The 18,666-nt window shown below is 43.7% G+C and carries 15 protein-coding genes; 8 read left to right on the top strand and 7 right to left on the bottom strand.

Translation table 11 applies throughout. From position 1 onward, the window contains the following. Window positions 1–10 precede the first annotated feature (10 nt). Window positions 11–5,992 (bottom strand): choice-of-anchor J domain-containing protein, encoded by a 5,982-nt coding sequence (locus M2137_RS03125; RefSeq protein WP_280765001.1) that lies wholly within the window; start codon window positions 5,990–5,992, stop codon window positions 11–13. Window positions 5,993–6,797: 805 nt separating this feature from the next. Between M2137_RS03125 and M2137_RS03120 the strand changes: the two genes are divergently transcribed. Next, on the top strand, window positions 6,798–8,444 hold the full coding sequence (locus M2137_RS03120) for a diphosphate--fructose-6-phosphate 1-phosphotransferase (RefSeq protein WP_280765000.1): 1,647 nt from the start codon (window positions 6,798–6,800) through the stop codon (window positions 8,442–8,444). Between the two features lie 76 nt (window positions 8,445–8,520). On the opposite strand, the gene M2137_RS03115 is transcribed toward M2137_RS03120, so the two are convergent. From M2137_RS03115 to M2137_RS03105, 3 genes are all read right to left on the bottom strand, one after another. After that, on the bottom strand, window positions 8,521–8,721 hold the full coding sequence (locus M2137_RS03115; RefSeq protein ID WP_280764999.1) for a hypothetical protein: 201 nt from the start codon (window positions 8,719–8,721) through the stop codon (window positions 8,521–8,523). A 32-nt stretch (window positions 8,722–8,753) separates the two neighbouring features. Continuing rightward, entirely contained in the window at window positions 8,754–8,954 is a 201-nt protein-coding gene (locus M2137_RS03110; protein ID WP_280764998.1) for a hypothetical protein, read from the bottom strand. 154 nt (window positions 8,955–9,108) lie between these two features. After that, on the bottom strand, window positions 9,109–9,510 hold the full coding sequence (locus M2137_RS03105; protein ID WP_280764997.1) for a hypothetical protein: 402 nt from the start codon (window positions 9,508–9,510) through the stop codon (window positions 9,109–9,111). A gap of 136 nt (window positions 9,511–9,646) precedes the next feature. Here M2137_RS03105 and M2137_RS03100 point away from each other — a divergent pair, with 136 nt between their 5' ends. Both M2137_RS03100 and M2137_RS03095 read left to right on the top strand, forming a co-directional pair. Next, complete coding sequence (locus tag M2137_RS03100) at window positions 9,647–10,543, top strand: 1,4-dihydroxy-2-naphthoate polyprenyltransferase (RefSeq protein ID WP_280764996.1); 897 nt, start codon at window positions 9,647–9,649, stop codon at window positions 10,541–10,543. A 140-nt stretch (window positions 10,544–10,683) separates the two neighbouring features. Continuing rightward, complete coding sequence (locus M2137_RS03095; RefSeq protein WP_280764995.1) at window positions 10,684–11,901, top strand: 6-bladed beta-propeller; 1,218 nt, start codon at window positions 10,684–10,686, stop codon at window positions 11,899–11,901. A 69-nt stretch (window positions 11,902–11,970) separates the two neighbouring features. Here M2137_RS03095 and fldA read toward each other — a convergent pair whose 3' ends face one another. Continuing rightward, the gene (fldA, locus tag M2137_RS03090; RefSeq protein WP_280764994.1) at window positions 11,971–12,483 is read right to left on the bottom strand and encodes a flavodoxin FldA; all 513 of its coding nucleotides are present in this window, start codon (window positions 12,481–12,483) and stop codon (window positions 11,971–11,973) included. Window positions 12,484–12,708: 225 nt separating this feature from the next. Here fldA and M2137_RS03085 point away from each other — a divergent pair, with 225 nt between their 5' ends. Continuing rightward, window positions 12,709–13,200, top strand: coding sequence for a GNAT family N-acetyltransferase (locus M2137_RS03085; protein WP_280764993.1), 492 nt, complete (start codon window positions 12,709–12,711; stop codon window positions 13,198–13,200). Window positions 13,201–13,205: 5 nt separating this feature from the next. On the opposite strand, the gene M2137_RS03080 is transcribed toward M2137_RS03085, so the two are convergent. Further along, window positions 13,206–14,135: a cation diffusion facilitator family transporter gene (locus tag M2137_RS03080; protein ID WP_280764992.1), complete on the bottom strand. Its 930-nt coding sequence runs from the start codon at window positions 14,133–14,135 to the stop codon at window positions 13,206–13,208. A gap of 206 nt (window positions 14,136–14,341) precedes the next feature. Between M2137_RS03080 and M2137_RS03075 the strand changes: the two genes are divergently transcribed. The 3 genes from M2137_RS03075 (at window position 14,342) to M2137_RS03065 (ending at window position 16,640) form a co-directional block, all read left to right on the top strand. Next, window positions 14,342–15,130, top strand: a complete 789-nt coding sequence (locus M2137_RS03075; protein ID WP_280764991.1) for a DUF3108 domain-containing protein — start codon at window positions 14,342–14,344, stop codon at window positions 15,128–15,130. 236 nt (window positions 15,131–15,366) lie between these two features. After that, the gene (locus tag M2137_RS03070) at window positions 15,367–15,876 is read left to right on the top strand and encodes a hypothetical protein (protein ID WP_280765052.1); all 510 of its coding nucleotides are present in this window, start codon (window positions 15,367–15,369) and stop codon (window positions 15,874–15,876) included. Between the two features lie 311 nt (window positions 15,877–16,187). Continuing rightward, a complete protein-coding gene (locus M2137_RS03065; protein ID WP_280764990.1) occupies window positions 16,188–16,640 on the top strand; it encodes a thioredoxin-like domain-containing protein in 453 nt (150 codons plus the stop codon). 81 nt (window positions 16,641–16,721) lie between these two features. On the opposite strand, the gene M2137_RS03060 is transcribed toward M2137_RS03065, so the two are convergent. Next, window positions 16,722–18,095 carry an aminopeptidase P family protein gene (locus M2137_RS03060; protein ID WP_280764989.1) on the bottom strand — a complete coding sequence of 458 codons (1,374 nt, stop codon included), beginning with the start codon at window positions 18,093–18,095 and terminating at the stop codon, window positions 16,722–16,724. Between the two features lie 209 nt (window positions 18,096–18,304). Here M2137_RS03060 and M2137_RS03055 point away from each other — a divergent pair, with 209 nt between their 5' ends. Then, window positions 18,305–18,649: a hypothetical protein gene (locus M2137_RS03055; RefSeq protein ID WP_280764988.1), complete on the top strand. Its 345-nt coding sequence runs from the start codon at window positions 18,305–18,307 to the stop codon at window positions 18,647–18,649. Window positions 18,650–18,666 lie beyond the last annotated feature (17 nt).

Below are 18,666 nucleotides of genomic sequence, written 5' to 3'. Positions count from 1 at the left end.
CAAGTTCGTTTTACTTCACAATCACTTTAAAGCTTTCGCCGTCGACAACCACGATATAGTTGCCTGCCGGAACCTGGCATACGGTTTCGCCTGCTTTGAGCGGTGCAATCTGAAGCGTCTGTCCACCCATTGAATAAACGCGGATATCACCATTTTCTGTCTTGCGATTTCCTTTATGCTCGATAAAGATATGTCCTTCGGTAGTCCATACTACATTATCTGCATTCTCTATCTGGCCAATAGAAACCGGATCACCGTACAGACTGATAGTCATATCTTCTGTCACAGGAACATTAAAGGTATAAAGAGTTGCTCCATCCTTCTTTTCAATCGCCGTAGCTTCTTTTATATCCTTTTCGTTGATCACCAGGTAGGGTTCATCGAGTTTAACGTCGTCATCCATCCGAAGAGTCAACACAAAGTTTTCTCCATGGTTGAATTTATAAGTACCCGGTGTCGGATCGGTCGTGATTAATTCAGCAATAGCCGGATCATCCAGGCTGAATGTTACCATATGAGTGGCTACAACACCGTCGATAGATACTGTCACATCACTAATCACTCGCTTGATAACATAAGACTGATTCTGATTGTCAACCAAAGTATGTCCCTTATCAACCGTAACGTTCATTTCAGAAGCGTCATAATCATCAGCAACAAGCACTTTGAAAGGATAGTCTCTACCACGCAACACCTTGCGATTGTCTGTGTTATAAGAGATACCATCGAGGGTTGGCAGTGTGATGTTATGAACCGCATACGTTACCATAGCTTCTTTGCTTGGCAATGATTCCAAATCATACAGATTGGTTGCAGTCACCCTGTAAGCATTTACTTCCGAGAGAACCTGGTCGGTATAAGTCAATTTATCTGTTGAACCTACCATCCGTCCATTGCGATAGATCGCATAGCGCGTCGGTTCGTTCGGAATATCCTCTACCGATACAGTGATCAACCAGTTGTAATTTAATCCCATAGCCCCAATACTTTCGAATGGTTCTCCTGGCACTGCAATTAGGTCTCCCTTGCCTTGAACGGCAGGTCCTACATCGACTGTCGGAACATAGTTGACTGCATCACCACTAGGAAGTTTCTGAGTAAATGCATATCCAATATACATATCTTGGGTTGCATCGATTTCAACATCTTTATCCAATTCAATACTTATCACTTCGCCTACTGTCGGGTTGGCTACCTTTTGCGAATGAATAAGTTCTTCACCACGACGAATATTTATGGTAATACCGTCTTCTGGTTCTGACGTAAGATGCAGATTAACTGATTTGATTTTCGCACCATTATATTTATACGTTTCTAAGCCTGTCAATTTTATTGCCACTTCAAAGTCACCTCCAGTAGCTGATCCAATCGAGTTACTTGTTGGTATACCGTCCGTAAAGGCCAACTCGGCTGTTGGAATCTCAGTTGTTACACCCGTTGCTTCTCTTTCCACCGGCTTGATACTGGCTGCTGTAGGAAGAGACATCACAGCGACCTCCAGATTACTTTGTGTTTCTTCAGAGAACAGATTTTTGAAAGTCGTTTTAATGACTTTGTTTGTATCCTTATCCCTAAGTAGCATAGGCTTGCTAATATCAATCTTTCCTGATTTGATATCATCAATCATCTGTTGTTCTTCCGGTGTATAGGTAGGAGCAATGCTTGTGGCAGGCGCCTTTTTAACGAATGAACCAGCAGTCGCCTTTGTTTGAACAGGAGCATTAATCATATTATATTCTATATCCGGAGCGGATCCTGTACCAATATAAATATCATCCACACCCAACATGAAACAATCTGATGAAACACAGTTGATGGCTACATATTTAGCATCAGCCGGTATAGTATAGCTATAATTTGTCCAGGTCGTAGAAGGTTCTACATATGCACCTTCAGAGATAACCGTAAAGTCTTGCTGTGCTTTGCCGGTAGTTGAATAGGCTACTTTGAACCGCTCTAACCCGAATGAACCAGAAACAGATTTTGCCCAGAACGAGAAGGTAAATTCAGTATCGAATTCTAACAGCGGACTAATCAGCCAGTCATTATTTTCAACACCAGCCGAGTTTGATGCGCATCCTAAGTAATTCTTACCACTATGCGGCGCAAAGCTATCAGACGTACTAGCAGCCGGTGTCGTCTCTGACGGAGTATAGACAATAAAGGCACACGGCTTTTCGGAATTCGGATAGTCATAATCTGGATCCTCTGTTATTTTAAAAGGAATGCCTTCATCACCATCGATAAAGCTCCATCCAATAGCGCTTTGTGGATCGAGTGTAAACGGTACGTAATTCTCTATATCGTCGAAATACTCCACCTGAGGCAAGCCCGTTTCCCAGTTTAATTCAACATGTCCATCCACATCCATTACTTTAGCTGTCAAGTTGGTTGGAGTGGTCGCTGCCTGTTCCACAATGACATATTTCGAAATAAGACCACCAGCCAATGACACAGTGATTAAACCACGTCTGGCACTACCGGTATTCTCTTGCACCGTATAGGTAAAGCCTCCATCGCCTGTACCTTCCTCATTTTGAATAGTTATCCATGAGCTCGCAGTTGCTTTCCAAGGTATAGAAGTGTGAACTTCAACCCTACCTGTTCGCGAATCCTTATTCTTCCATTTCGTAGACAAATCACCATCTAACTCAAAGGGAACATAGGTAAACTTAGGTACAATATTCATTGAGATAGCTACATCTGTGAAGATATCACTATATGGCATCCAACCCAAAGGCAAATAAAAAAACCCAAATACATCAAGATAATACTCCGCATAGGCCGTATTCTTAGGAGTAGCACCTCCTCTGATCACAGAAGTGGTAATGGCACCAACAGCCTTGTTTTGCCTAAACCCATCTACCACAACATAAAATGCTTCGTTTATAACTAATGGTTCATCGAAGGTAACGGTAGTATACCCATTGAGGTTGATTGCGGCAAGTGGCAATACTTTCTCTACCAAAGTAGCGCCCGGCAGACCGCCCGCTTCACGAGCAATTTTTACTGTCAGATCGTTACCACCCGATATACTTCCAACTGAAATCGAAATATCGACAGATTCGATCTTTCCCAGTTCAACCGGCGCATCGAACCTTTCCGCCATAGCACCAATATCCCCTTTATTTGTACCAGAGAGATATGCATTCTCCGCGTAACTATACACCGTCATACCCTTTTCTCCTGGCAGCAGATTCCATATATCACCTGTTGTATAACCGATCTTGGCAAAGTTTTCAATTTCGACCTTATCGCTTCCTTTGCTGTTGGAAATGCCCAATTCAAAATCAAAATCACCCGTTTTGTCGTATACAACCTTGCCGGGGTTTTGCTTTTTAGAGGAAGCTGGTGTTGCACCGTAGAATTTCCAATTCCACTTGGTAGGATACTTATTCGATTTATCGGCAAAATAGACATTCGCTTCTTTCGGAGCAAACGGACCGAAAGTGGTCAAGGTATATCCTCTTTCCACAATAGCTTCAAAATTTGCTTCGGGCGTTTCTGCCACTACCGTAACAGCATCCTCAAGGGTGTAACTATGCTCTCCTTGATAGTTCTTCACAAACAGGGTGATATCATACGTACCTGGGGTGAGGTATTGTACCTTTGGTTCCTCCACTGTGGATGTTTCAGTAACAGCTCCCTCGAATCTCCAATCATAAAGGATAGGAGGCCCTGTAGACAAATCGGTCAGTTTGATATAATCACCTACGTTGATGGTTATTTTTTCTCCTGGGAAAGCCTGTGTTAATTGAACGCCATCGAGCCCAGCCAGGTTTCCACCCTGTCCATAATATTGCCAGGCTATCTGAACCTCTTTGCCTGCAAAAGCTGATAAGTCAACCCTTTGGTGATACCAATTCCAGGCGAATGACCCACCAATCTCGGTTGCATTGCTCCACACTGACACTGGTTCATTTCCGTCTTCTATAATATAACAAGTCAGTATACCATTTTCCAAAGCAAATGACCCATATCCAGCGTAGAATTCCATTCGAGCATTATTTGGTATCATCACGGTTGGCGTTTTCAGCCATGTGTTAACAATATTTTCCTCATCACGATTGACCATTGCGGAATAGCGGCTATTCGGATCGATTGTACTGAAAACAGGAGCAGAACCACCCGGGTTAGCTGAAATCCACTGATTTGTACTTGTGCTTGCTGCATCATTCTCTATAGCCCATCCTTCTGGCAGAAAATTAGTACTTGATATTCTTTCATCAAACCCTTCTGCCAAAACTATATCTTCCTTTATAGCAAATAAGGCCACCGGGGCTTCCGGATTATCTCCTTTTTCGATAACATTAACTTCTAAAGTTAAAACAGACTGATTCGCTGTCCCTTTATTAATCGTCAGGGTTGTTGTATATTTACCCGGTTGGTTATAAGTGATCGTATGCGGTCCTTTCTCAGTTGATGAGGTAATATTTCCTCCCACGAAGCTCCACTCGTACGTATCAGCCTTATCTGAGAGGTCTTTATAAGTAATGGAAGTCAGCACATAAATAGTTGTTCTACTTGCAAAGAAATTAGCAGCTGGGCGTCCGTTTTCCACATAGGTACCTTTTAATGTGGTTGCTCCTGTACCTTCCGGATCGAGATAGCCAACCATTTTTTCTTCGGCCTGATCCCAGTGATAATAAAGCTTACCATAGAGGTTTCGACCATACGGATTAGAACAAGAAGAACTCCCTCCACTTAGTGTGCCGACAACCAAACCATTTTGATTAAACAGAGGAGAGCCAGACGAACCTCCTTCGGTCACACTATGTCCATTTTTCGTGGCTGCAAAAAGCACATTCCAATGCGCATTTTCTGCACCGACCGAACCGTCACTTCCGTTCCAGGAAGCATTGGTCGCGGCTGTCGTTACCGTTGATATCTTTTTCACATCCCCTCCAGGATGATGGATACCTACACCGCTTGTCATAGGCGTGTTTGTTCTATCCCAACCATTGAAATAGACTGGCCAGTTAGGTTGCTCATCCAGCTTTAACAAAGCTCCGTCAGAAGCCCCATTGATCGGAATACTTACTAACATCTCTGATCCAATAAGAGTTTTTACATCGTCACGAACGGCAATGCTGCCACAAGTATCATATTCATAATCAAAATAGTATTGCGCCATTTTAAGATCGTCTGCTGAAGCAACATTATTGCCGGATGTAAAACAATGGAATGCCGTAAGGTAGTATGGGGTCAGATCCTGAGCCGTGTTATTGATCAGCGTACCGGTACAAAGATACATTCCGGTGCCAATAGGTGTTAACGATTTGGCAACCCCGGTTTTCTGCACCTGCCAGTTATCGCCTTCTTCACAATTGATATCTACCATACAACTACCGGATTCACCAGCCCGGAACTGGGGACGGGTGTCGTAGGTCTCCATGTAGTTATATCCGTAGCCAATGCTGGAAATATGGATACGTGGCTGGTATTCCAACGGTATCAATATGTCTTCCTCCGCCTTGTTCGGACTCACATACTCCAACGTAAATTCGTCGCCCGACAGCAGCTGGGTAGAGAACACACCTCCTGACGGATTTGTACGGCTGGTGTATGCTCCCAACACCTGTGTCTGGTCGGCATTGTAGATGAATAACTTGCCACCTTCAGGAATATAGAATTCCTTGTAGGTCAAAAGCGTAGCGATAGCACCCGGAGCACTGATCGTGTACCGGAGTATCCGCTGACCGTTCGATAGCGTTGTCCACTCCCCGCTTTGCAGCAGGTTGATATTCTCAGGAATCAGCATGGCCGCGCGAAGCGGTACTCCCAACGTCTCTCTTTCGAGGTCTTCGCGAATAAGTTCATTCACGTCGAAGTCGATCTTTGCCTCATAAGGCACCGAAGCCTGGCGCAAAGAAAGAGAGGGGTATTCAAAACTGGGAGGAAGTCCTCCTTCGCTGATCTGCGCCGTAGCGCTGAACTGTCCTGTAATAAGTAGGAATAACAGGAACGTAAAAAGTGTTAGTCGTTTCTTCATATATCTATGAATTAAAAATGAAAAAATGGTTTTATCTTATTCGCTGATAGTCTTAGAGTTTGTATTGAAACAGAGACAATAACAAAACCTTTTTAGTCCTTACACAAATAGTAAAGTAGAGATTGTTATTCAAACAATTTAGCCAAATGTAAACATTATTTTCATAAAAAAAATATGTGGCATGATTTTTTAAAAAATATATGAAGTAGCCGAATGAATTATCAAATCAATTGCGCCAAACCCGCATGAATTGCCGAAACTTCGTCTATTTTATGGTATGTAAGTATTCTGTTTACTCTCTTTCAAGTCCTTACAATCATTACGATCGTTAAAGTATCTAAAATGATTTTGTCTAAAATGTAAGTAAATGCCGTGTGTTTGTTTCAATTTGACACAGTGAATAAATGTTAAATTACTCGTTTTTACCCGAAATGCCAATTGATATTTGGCCGTTTGGGCTCATTTTCCTGCCATAATTCTATCGTCGATGCGCCTCGACAGTACTGTCGAAGCGCATGGACAGAACTGTCGATGGGCATGGACAGTACTGTCGAAGCCCATCGACGATAGAATTCTCCGTATGCTTTGGCCTTTCCGACTATTCGATTGCTTCGTTTTTAACATATCGTTTTGTAAAGCAAAAGAGGGTTTTAGCTTACACTTTGTTTTTTAACATTTGCTGTGGGCGGTGTGAACAAATACTCTTTCTATTGTTTGGCTTATCCTTTTCAGAATGAAAAAAAAAAGCGATATTTGCAGCGTTTTTAATAGATGTAAGCAATTCTAACTAACAAATTTGATAAAAATGACAAAAAGTGCATTACAAATTGCCAGAGCGGCCTATCAGCCGAAGGTGCCTGTGGCATTAAAGGGTGCGGTAAAGGCTGTGGATGGCGAATACACCCAGTCGGTTGCCGATCAGGAGGATATCAAGGCTCTGTTCCCGAATACCTACGGGATGCCGATCGTTACGTTTGAAAAAGACAATGCGCCGCAAGCGATGCCTGCTATCAATGTGGGAGTGATTCTTTCGGGCGGCCAGGCTCCGGGCGGACATAATGTGATTGCCGGGTTGTTTGACGGTATCAAAGCGGTGAACGCTGGTTCCCGTTTGTATGGTTTTATTTTAGGACCTGGTGGTCTGGTAGATCATAAATACAAAGAACTGACAGCCGATATCATTGAGGAATACCGCAATACCGGTGGTTTCGATATCATCGGTTCGGGACGTACCAAATTGGAAGAGAAGGAACAATTCGATAAAGGATTGGAAATTCTGAAAGAACTGGATATCAAAGCCCTTGTTATTATTGGTGGGGATGATTCAAATACGAATGCTTGTGTATTGGCAGAATATTACAAATCGATCGATGCCGGTGTGCAGGTGATCGGATGTCCGAAAACAATCGATGGCGACCTGAAGAACGAACAGATCGAGACCTCTTTCGGGTTCGATACGGCTTGTAAAGTGTATTCTGAAGTGATTGGAAATATTGAAAGAGACTGTAACTCAGCTCAGAAATACTGGCACTTCATTAAACTGATGGGCCGTTCGGCTTCTCATATTGCGCTGGAGTGTGCTCTGCAGACGCAACCTAATATCTGTATTATTTCGGAAGAGGTAGAGGCTAAGAATCTGTCGCTCGACGATATCGTTACCTATATTGCTTCGGTGGTTGCCAAACGGGCGGAACAAGGAGATAATTTTGGTATTATTTTGATCCCCGAAGGATTGATCGAGTTTATCCCGGCCATGAAGCGCCTGATTGCCGAATTGAATGACTACCTGGCCAAACACGATGTAGAATTCAAGATGATCAAAAAGAGCGAGCAGCGTGCTTATATACTTAGCAAACTGACTAAAGACAATGCAGATCTCTACGCCAGCCTGCCGGAAGGTGTGGCACGTCAGCTGACGTTGGATCGCGACCCGCACGGAAACGTACAGGTATCGTTGATCGAAACAGAAAAACTGCTGGCAGAAATGGTTGGAAAGAAACTGGCTGAATGGAAGAAAGAGGGCAAATTTGTAGGTAAATTCTCTTCTTTGCATCATTTCTTCGGTTATGAAGGACGTTGCGCGGCTCCTTCCAACTACGATGCTGACTATTGCTACTCACTGGGATATACCGCTTCCTGCCTGATTGCAGCGGGTAAGACCGGCTATATGTCGTCTGTACGCAACACAACGGCTTCGGCCGATAAATGGATCGCCGGTGGTATTCCTGTGACCATGATGATGAATATGGAACGTCGCCATGGCGAAATGAAACCGGTTATCCAGAAAGCGTTGGTGAAACTGGATGGGGCTCCTTTCAAGGCATTCCAGGCTAAACGCGACGAATGGGCATCGAAAACAAGCTATATGTACCCGGGACCGATCCAATATTTTGGACCTACCGAAGTATGTGATGCACCTACTAAAACATTACAGTTGGAACAAGCGAAATAAATTGTTCCCGACATAAAAAGAAAACAGGCCGTTTCAGTATCGAAACGGCCTGTTTTTCTTTTATAGAACCAATATCTTATTCTTCGCTTATCTCCGGCTCTTCTTTCTTTTTGGAACCAAAGAAACGTAAAGCGATAGACAGGACTGCCGTTACACACAGAATACCGATGCTGGTATTTCTTGTTGTCATATTTTCAAAATCGGAAGTGGCGACTAATACCAGACCAATAAATGACAACATCATGATGGCATCCATCAGATCTTTGTTTATCTTCATTTTCTTTTTTTGATTTAGGGGTGAAAAGTCGCTTATTCTTCAATGGCCTCTTCAGTGTTTCCTGATTTACTCAGGCCTTTCATTACACCGAACAAGCCGCCGCAAAGCGTTGCCATCACAATGATCAGTTTCAGATAATCATTGGTGATCAATGAACTACACGCCAATACACAACCGGCAATGATGAGCAGAATATACAGATAGATGCTTATTTTATTATTTTTCTTAGACATACTGTTTGTTTTTTAATCGTTAATAATACATGTTGTTAGGTTGGTCGAATCGAAATAAGAGTTTACGAAAATGCACGATCAAACAACCATAGGCCGGGTGTTTTAATGTTGCGGCATACGGCTATTCAGGATAGCATAAGAATGAAAATATGTACTAAATAACGATTTTCCGAAGGGAAAATACATGAGATCCCCATCGGCAAAACAGGGAGGAGTTTAGGGTGGTTTGACAAAGAGATCTGTATTCCGAAATCTTTTGGATTTGTTCGGCTCCTTTGATACGTGCCTCATGCAGGATGCGTGTGGCTGTTTTTATGACACGGATGTTAGGAATATGAAAAGTCGACTGAATATGTCGGCGAGGTGTCAGACAGTTGCTGTTTTTCATATCTTTGCTGATCATCTCGAACCGATGTTGCAGGTCGGCAGCTTCACTCTTCTCTTCGATATAGGATTCGCTCATAGCCATACGGCTTTCACCCTCGATGATCTCTTCCGGAGTCGAGAACATGAGCAGCGTCAAAAGAATTCCCATAAAGTATAGAAAGTGCTTCATGCCTGCAAAGATAGCTTTGTTTTATGATATAACAATTTATAAACAGTATTGTTTAGATATAATTAAAATAGTAGATGATAGCACACTATAATTTATTCCCGGGGAATGGACTATCTTTGCAATATAAATATAGATAATGGAAGATGTTTTGAAAAAAAATAGGATGAAGGCATGGGTAGAAGCGGCCCGTCCGCGTACCCTGTTCGCCTCTCTCAGTCCGGTTCTTGTTGGCTGGGCGTTGGCTGAGCACGATGATACATTCTTTTTTATCCCGGCTATTCTATGCCTTTGCGTTGCGTTATTGGCTCAGATCGCCAGTAATTTCGCCAACGACTATTTTGATTTTAAGAAAGGTGCCGACCGGGAAGATCGCCTTGGCCCCGACCGGGCAGTCGCTTCCGGGTGGATCTCGCCCAAAGCGATGCTGGTGGGGACGTTTCTTACGCTCGGAGCGGCCTGCCTATGCGGTTGTCTTTTATTGTTTTATGGCGGGTGGATCCTGTTGCCGGTAGGTCTATTGATGGCGATCACCGTACTAGCCTATTCGGCGGGTCCCTTTCCGTTGGCTTATAATGGATTGGGCGATGTGTGCGTGTTGCTGTTCTATGGCGTCGTGCCTGTTTGTTTTACCTACTTTGTGCAGGCGGGGACGTTTACGCTCTCTGCTTTTTTATTATCATTGGCGGTGGGTTTTTTGTCTATCAATATATTGGTTGTTAATAATTACCGGGATTACGAGCAGGATAAAATATCGCAAAAACGAACCACAATTGTTTTGTTTGGCAAGCGTTATGGGCGCATCATCTACCTTGTCAACGGTCTATTGGCTGGAATATTAACAATACCTGTTTTCTACAGAAAACCATGGTGGGTCATATTATTCTTTATTCTTTATTACATTTTATTTCTCAGAATCTGGCGACTCTACATGCGACTGGAAGGCAAAGCCCTGAATAGTATACTGGGGCGTACCTCCATGATGGTTTTCCTTTACACCTTATTGGTAAGCATTTTATTATTGTTTTTTGCCTGAAGATAAACTAATCGGTCAAAACTGATTGACTCAATGTGAAGTACGAAATATTGTTAAAAGAATAATTAAACCGATTGTTGTTAACTTATTAACTGATATATTGCATTCATATTGAAAATATCCACAAGCAATTAAACTATATGATCAAGAACAATTATCTTTTCTTATTGTTAGCCTTTATTCTCGTGTGTGCCTCCTGTAGTAAAAAAAATACCTCCCAGGCTTATTGGGAAGATGCGCCGGTCGTAGCTGAACGTGTGATGGTGGAAGGAAATGAATTAATTAAACTAAATCCGGATCTATTGACTGATACGATTGTTTTCCCTTTGAGCTATTTTACGGAAGAGCTCGAGATCATAAAATTGGACGATCGTGATGAAGCCTTGGTTTCGCCTCAACAGAAAGCGATTATTTCGGACAATTATATTCTTATTCTTGCTGAGCAGAATAATCCCTGTAAGTTGTTTGACAGGAATGGGATGTTCATTTCAGATATTGGAGGAGTAGGAAATGGTCCCGGTGAATATAGAAATGTTCGCTCCTATCACCTGGACGAAGCCAACAATCGGATCTACCTGTTTGGCGGTTATAGCTCATCTATTCTGGTGTATGATTTTGCAGGGAAAGTATTGGATCCGATCACATTACCGCGTCAGTTGACCGAATGTGCCTTCCGTGTGAAGGGCGATCTGGTGGAAATCGTTGCCAAACCGAATGATCAACCGCAAACTATTGCCTGGATGCAAACGCTGAATGGAGAGATGCTCGATTCGATTCCCGCCGAACATCTTACCTTAAATAAAGGAGCCTGGGCGCTTCGTTTTTATTCAGATAAACAAGAAGACCTGTTTGCTACCCATTTTATGACACTGCCAGGTCGTGCAGATACCTTATATCATATAGATTTTAATGCGATGAAGGTCATACCTCGTTTTATGATGGATTACAGTAACCGGGAGATGCAACCACATAGCTACGAGGAGTGGAAGGATTACTTTGTCGGAAGCACCAGTGAACAGATACATATTGTCACGATGAGTGAGGATGGCACGAGCGACAGAAGGACTGAAGGCGAAAAACCTGCTCACTATATTGTGGACAAGAAAACACTGAAAGGCAATTGTTTCCGGATTGAGAATGATTTTATGGTTGGGCAGGATATTGTCTATCAGCCAGTCTATCTGTTCGAGAATGGTTATTTTGTCCGCAATGTAGATCCGGGAAATCTGGAAGAGATGCTGGAGAAAATGCTTCAGTCAGAAGCCTTAAGCGACAGTATGCGTAAGAAATTTACACGCGTCCAGGAACAGATGGGCGACGACGATAATAATTATATTCTATACGCCAGGGTGAAATAAATCGTTTCGCACGATGTTTATCATAGAAAACAAGAGAGGTTGACCCTAAAAAGTCAACCTCTCTTGTTATTATCCATTCAGGCACTCCTGCTTGAGTTGTTCGATCCAACGGCTTATACGCCCGTCGGTCTCGTTGCCTTCATTGTCTTCATCGAGAGGGAGACCGACAAATTTGTCACCCTCCAGCGCTACCGAATCATCGAATGAATACCCCTCGGAAGAAACCGCGCCGCAGAAAGTGGCTCCTGTACCCTGCAACTCTTTATAGATAACGCCGACCGCGTCGCAGAAAGAATCGCTGTATGACGAGCTGTCGCCCACGCCGAAAATGGCCACCGCCTTGCCCGAGAGGTCGGCTTTCTTCAGTTTGGGGAGAAAGCCTTCCCAATCGTCCTGCAAATCGCCCACACCCCATGTGGAAGAACCTAATATCAATACATCATAAGCCGCCGCATCGTCAACACTTGCTTCGCCTACATTATACACATCCGATGAATCTATTCCTAATTGACCGGCCATACGTCCGGCGATATCCTCCGTTGTTCCGGAAGATGAACCATAAAAAATTGCTGTTTTCTTCATTCTATATTTTTTTAATGACTATTTACAAAGAGCCGTTTTCCGTATCTCTCCGGAAAAGAGCTCCTTTGACTCTATGCAAATGTCAGATAAACGCGCATGGCGGGCAATACCTATTAATATGTATTCTATCCGTATTATTTGCTTAGATATAGGTATGTTTTCCGCTGTTTTCGCTTTGTCAACTCTCCGGGAAGAAATATCTTTACTCCAAATAAACCGAATGATATGTTTACAATACGGAAAACAACCGAAGAGGATATCCCTTTGGTTCTTGATATATTTGCTTACGCCCGTCAATTTATGGCGCGGACGGGTAATCCGAATCAGTGGATCAATGGCTATCCGACACGCGAGCATCTGTTGCAGGATATGACGGAGGGCAACAGCTATGTATGCCTGGATAGTGAAGGAGAACTTGTCGGCACCTTCTATTTTAAGATAGGAGAGGAGCCAACCTATGCGCGGATCTATGAGGGCGAGTGGTTGGATTGCGAGCCCTATGGCGTAGCGCACCGGATCGCCTCCTCGGGCAAACAGAAAGGGATCGCTCTCTATTGCCTGGATTGGTGTTTTAGGCAATGCGGCAATATGCGTGTCGATACCCACCGGGAGAACCTGGTGATGCAATCTATTCTGCAAAAGATGGGCTATAAAAGGTGCGGAATTATATATTTGTTAAACGGAGCGGAGCGTATTGCCTTTCAGAAAAACAGCTAAAGCGCTTATTCAATCATCTTCTTATCGATACCGAATTTCTCGATCGCATGGCATTTGCCTTCGGGTTCAACATGTACCACAATATCATAGACATTCTCCACGTACTCCTTGATGCTGCATTCAACGGCATCCGCAATCTCATGCGCCTCGTTTAGGGTAATCTCGCCATCCACCTCAATATCGAGCGCAATCATATACATGCTGCCGATCTGGCGGGAACGTACGCGGTGGGGATTATGCGCCCCCGGCACGCGTTCGACGGCCTCGAATATTTTTTCATAAATGGTTTCATCTTTCACACCATCCATCAATTCGATATTCGATTCCATAAAGATGCTGATCGAAGTCTTGATAATAAAGCCACTGATCACTAACCCGGTGATGGCGTCTAAGATCGGTAGGTGCAATATAAAGGTGAAGAAGAGTCCCAATAAGACACTGATAGAGATGATCACGTCGTTCTGCATATTCTTTGCGTTGGCAATAAGCATAGAGCTGTTGATCTTCTTACCCTGCTTGATCTGATACCAGGCCAGTCCCCATTTGCCGACAATCGAGAAAACCGTTACATACAAGGCCAGCATACCGGGTAGTTCGCGGGGCTCGGTGGAGAATATACGTTGGATAGAAGAGATCAGCATTTGAGCTCCGGCGTAGAAAATCACCAGCGACAGAATCTTGGTGGCTATACTTTCCGCCTTCTCGTAGCCGTAGGCATATTTCCGGCTGGGCGGTTTGTTGATGATCTTCGCCGTGAATATCATCACAATGGAGATAATCACATCGGTGGCCGAGTCGATCCCGTCTCCCAATACCGCCAGGCTTCCGGCAACCAGCCCGATAACGATTTTAGCAATGGAGAGAATCGAGTTGCCGATCGTGCTGATCCATGATGTACGAATGAGTATTTTTTCTCTTGATTCTGGCGGTGTCATTTCTTTTGATTCTGGAATAAGTCTGCACAAAGATAGCTCTTTTCCGGCAGGCAGGATGAACATTCCCTACTTTCTTTGGTTATTATAACAAGCCGTGTGTTGTGTTACATTTTAAAGAAACAGGTTAAGAATAATTAATCACACCTGCTTTTTGACGCTTAATCACGTCTTATCTATATAACTGGAAAACAAATAGAAGATCGAATATGAAGAATAATAGCTGTTTTATATTGGTTGCCCTGTTGCTTTTATTGGCCTCTTCGGCAAACGCGCAACAGAACAACCGCCCTTTACCCTTCCGCCCGGGTGAAGAGCTAACCTATGATATGCACGTGAAGGTTGGTATTATCAGTGCCAAGGCAGGTACTTCCCAGCTGACGGTCAGTGAAGATGTGTATAACGGGCAGAATGCTTTTCGTTTTAACTTATTGGCTAAATCGAGTGGGATAGCTAAAAGCATCTTTTCTATGGAAGACACATTGACCTCTTATACAGCAAAGGATCTGAAGCCGCTGGCTTATCTGAAGGATGCACACGAAGCCGGTGATCACACGATCGAGCGGGCTTCCTATATCCATTCCTCAGAGAATATAGAAGTGAAGGCACGCCGGATCAGAAACGGTGAGCTGCGTTTTGATACGCTTTTGGTGTCCAAACGTCCGGTGTACGATATGCTAAGCATTCTTTATTATGCGCGGACGTTTGATTATTCGTCTATGAAAAAGGGAGACCGCCTGCCTGTCGCTTACTTCACGGGCCGCCGGATGGAAAATATGCTGATTGAACATCAAGGCTTTCAGAGCATCCGGGCGAATGACGGGCGCGATTATGATTGCATCAAATTGGTGTTATTGTTGGATGAAAAGGTTTTTGAAGACGGGGATGCTGCTATGACGGTTTATATTTCAAACGACCAGAACAAAGTTCCTATCCGTGTCGATTCCAAACTGAAAATAGGGACAACCCGGATTGTGATCAATAAATATAAGCTATAAAGAAGAAAATCGTCTGATTGTTGTCGGATTCCAGATCCTCAATAAAACCAACATTGATCCTTTTCTGTCTGGGGGGCTTTGATTGTTTTTCAAACTCTTCTGTTGAAATCTATAAAAAAGGACAAAACAATTGAAAGAAATCCATACATTTGGCTATATTTGCGTATAGCCTTACTATTTAATGTCTCATAGAGAACCTGGAACCTTAATAAGTCCTGACTGGCAGGCAATACATGATGCGTATACAATTTGAAATAAGAGAAGAGTTGGCAGATATTGTCGCGGAGATTCTTGATTCTGAAAAATGGCATGCACACATTTTGGAAGAGGGGGATGGCTTCAAAAGAGTATCCATCAAAGATCCCCAGTTTGATTCAAAAGCCAATATCGAGATCTGGCGTGAAGAAATACACATACGAACCGCCTGGTCGAATTATACCTATCGTATATTTAAACAACATAGAGGGGTCTGGTGTGAATACATTGGCGCTTACAGGGGATTGCTCGAACAAACATTGCTTCCGCAGCTTACTCCCAAAGAAAATATCCTGGATGTCCTGGTGATGGATAGCACCCTGGTGCAGGATGGTGAGAGCGAAACATTGCGGAAATATGGTGAGAAACACATGCGGCGTAAGCAGCTTGCGGAAGACAGGGAGGAGGAAGCGTCCGTTTTGGCCTACCATCCGCAGGTGGTCTATGATGAATACATCAAGACCGGTGTTCCGATGCCGCCTGTACGCTAAGGAAACGTCGGTTCTTACCTGTTGTAAAACATATTCCCGGGTGAAATAATGCCGGGTGAATCACTTGTGGGATTCCATAAAAAGTGTATAAAATTTGGTTTGTGCCTCCCTTTTGTTGTATCTTTGCCACCGTTTTGTAAGGGAAAATGCCTTGGAGAAGGATACGTTCCTACAATTATATCCTGAAAATCAGGAGTCGGTGAACATAAAACAAGACAAATACTACTAAGGTTCCCGATCAAGTTAAACGTAAATAGAACATTATGAGGGTAAGAACTTATGTTCTCGTTGCTCTGGTTGGCCTACTTTTTATGTCATCCGGATCAAAAGAGTCTGTATTGACGGTGGGTATTAACCCCGGCGATATAGCTCCGGGAATAGAGTCTTTAGAAAACGGAAGAGTTGTTGATTTCCGGAATCAGTCGGGACGCTACACATTAGTGAATTTCTGGGCGGCTTATGACGCTGAATCACGTATGCGCAATGTCCGTCTGATGCATGCAGTCAACCGTCTTGGCACAAGCCAGGTGGATGTTTATTCGATTTCTTTGGATACCAAACAATCGATTTTCTACGAAACAGTGAAATCTGACGGGTTAGACAGCATGGCACACTTCCAGGCGGAACCGGACAAACAATTCGCTCTACGTAAGGCGTATAAATTAGATCGGGGCTTTAACAGCTATCTGATTGATGACAAAGGAATGATCGTTGCATCTGATGTTACGCCGGAAAAATTAGCTGAAGTATTGAGAACAATTTGATCCTTAATAAGGGTGAACAAAAAAGAAAGAGTCATCTCCATAGTGGGGATGACTCTTTCTTTTTTATAGCAGTTAATGTAGTTAGCGCAATGCCTCTACCTCTTCCGCATGCAACGGAATTTTCTTTCCTAAAAGACGGGCGCCATCGGCTGTGATCAGGTAATCTTCTTCGTTACGCAGGCCGCTGAAGCCTCTGTAGGTCTCCACTTTGTCGTAGTTGATGAATTCGGCAAAACGTTTTTCGCTATGCCACATATCGATCAGTTCGGGAATGAAATAGATGCCCGGCTCGATAGTTAATACGAAACCCGGTTCCAGTTCACGGCCCAAACGAAGAGACTTACGACCGAATTGTGTGCTCTTCGCGCGTCCGTTATAGCCTACGTACACCTCTCCGAGGTTTTCCATATCATGCACATCCATGCCCATCATATGTCCGAGTCCGCAAGGCATAAACAGGGCGGCAGCTCCCGCTTTCACAGCCTCTTTCGTATCTCCTTTCACAAAGCCCAGCTCTTTCAGCCCATCCATAATAACAGTCAGGGAAAGATCGTACACCTCTTCAAAATTGACTCCCGGACGCAAGGCGGCAACCGCAGCTTCATGAGAAGCTACCTGGATATCGTAGATCTCGCGTTGGCGGGTAGTGAACTGCTTATCGGCCGGAATCGTAGACGACATATCACCGCAGTAGCCCATAGGCGTTTCGGCACCGGCATCTAATAACAGCATATCACCGCTCTTGATCCGGTTCCCGTGGTAATGGTTGTGAAGTGTTTGTCCGTTGATCGTCGCAATAATAGGGAAGGAGAGCTGGTAGTCGTTTTTCAAAGCTGTTTGGGCAACGATGGCTGCTATTTCGGCTTCAAGCATACCCGGGCGCACCGCTTTCATCGCTTCGATATGCATATCGGCAGTCACATTGCAGGCTTTCTCTAACTCAATGATTTCTTCTTCCGTTTTATAGTTACGCTGGTTAGCAACGCCATAGATGAATTCCACCGAAGGCTTTTCCGTTCCCGGATATATGCCTAACCAGTCTTGCAACTTAATCTGATGTTCTGGACGGTAAACAGGCAGGTAGTGAATAGGCTGCTTCTTGGCCTGAGCCGCTTTCAGGTAGTCGGCAATCTCTTTATAGGGACGTACCTCGGTGATACCTGCCGCTTCGCTCTTTTCTTTCAGCGTAGGTTGGGTGCCCATCCATACGATGGCATCGATTGTCAATTCATCACCGAAGATAATCTCCCGGTCATTGTCAACGTCGATAATTGCGTTGAGTCCGGCATAGGAGAGTCCGAAAAAGTAAAGAAAAGTGGAATCCTGTCTGTAGTGGTACGTGTTATCGGCATAATTCATACCCGATTCATCATTTCCAAGGAATAACAGCAACCCGGATCCGAGGGTTTGTTTTAGTTTAGCGCGTCTGGCTACATAAGTTTCTTTTGCAAACATGGCATTAAATGATTTTAGTTTGTTCTTTTCAAGATAGTGAAAGCCGAACACAGTGTTAAGCTCGCTTAGACTATGCGAAGGCATATCCTACCTTTGTGTAAAGGTAAGAATTAATTAAGAAATGGCTTTAAAATTGACAATTATTAGTATATTTCGAAACTTAAGCGTGATGTGAAATGCGAAATGCATAAATTAGTTGACGAAAAATTATGAAAATACAACAAGTAAAGGAATTGACGGAGGCAAACATTGTTTGCGGTGCTACCCAGTTAGATAAAGAGGTTTCATCGGCTTTTGCCAGCGATCTGATGAGTGATGTGCTCACGTTGGATTGCAGTGAAGTGATGCTTATTACCGGTTTGTGCAACTTGCAAACCATCCGGACGGCGGAGATGGCGGAAGTATCCTGCATTCTTTTTGTCCGTGGGAAAAAAGTAACTCCTGAAATGATCGAGCTCGCAACGGAGAATCAGATGATTCTGCTTGAAACCCCTTATTCCATGTATCGTGCAGTTGGTTTATTGTATAATAACAATCTGCGGCCGGTTTACTAAACAAAAAAGAATGGAGG

The sequence above is a fragment of the Parabacteroides sp. PFB2-10 genome (assembly GCF_029893085.1).
GTDB lineage: Bacteria > Bacteroidota > Bacteroidia > Bacteroidales > Tannerellaceae > QVMG01.
This window is presented reverse-complemented; position numbering and strand designations above follow the sequence as displayed.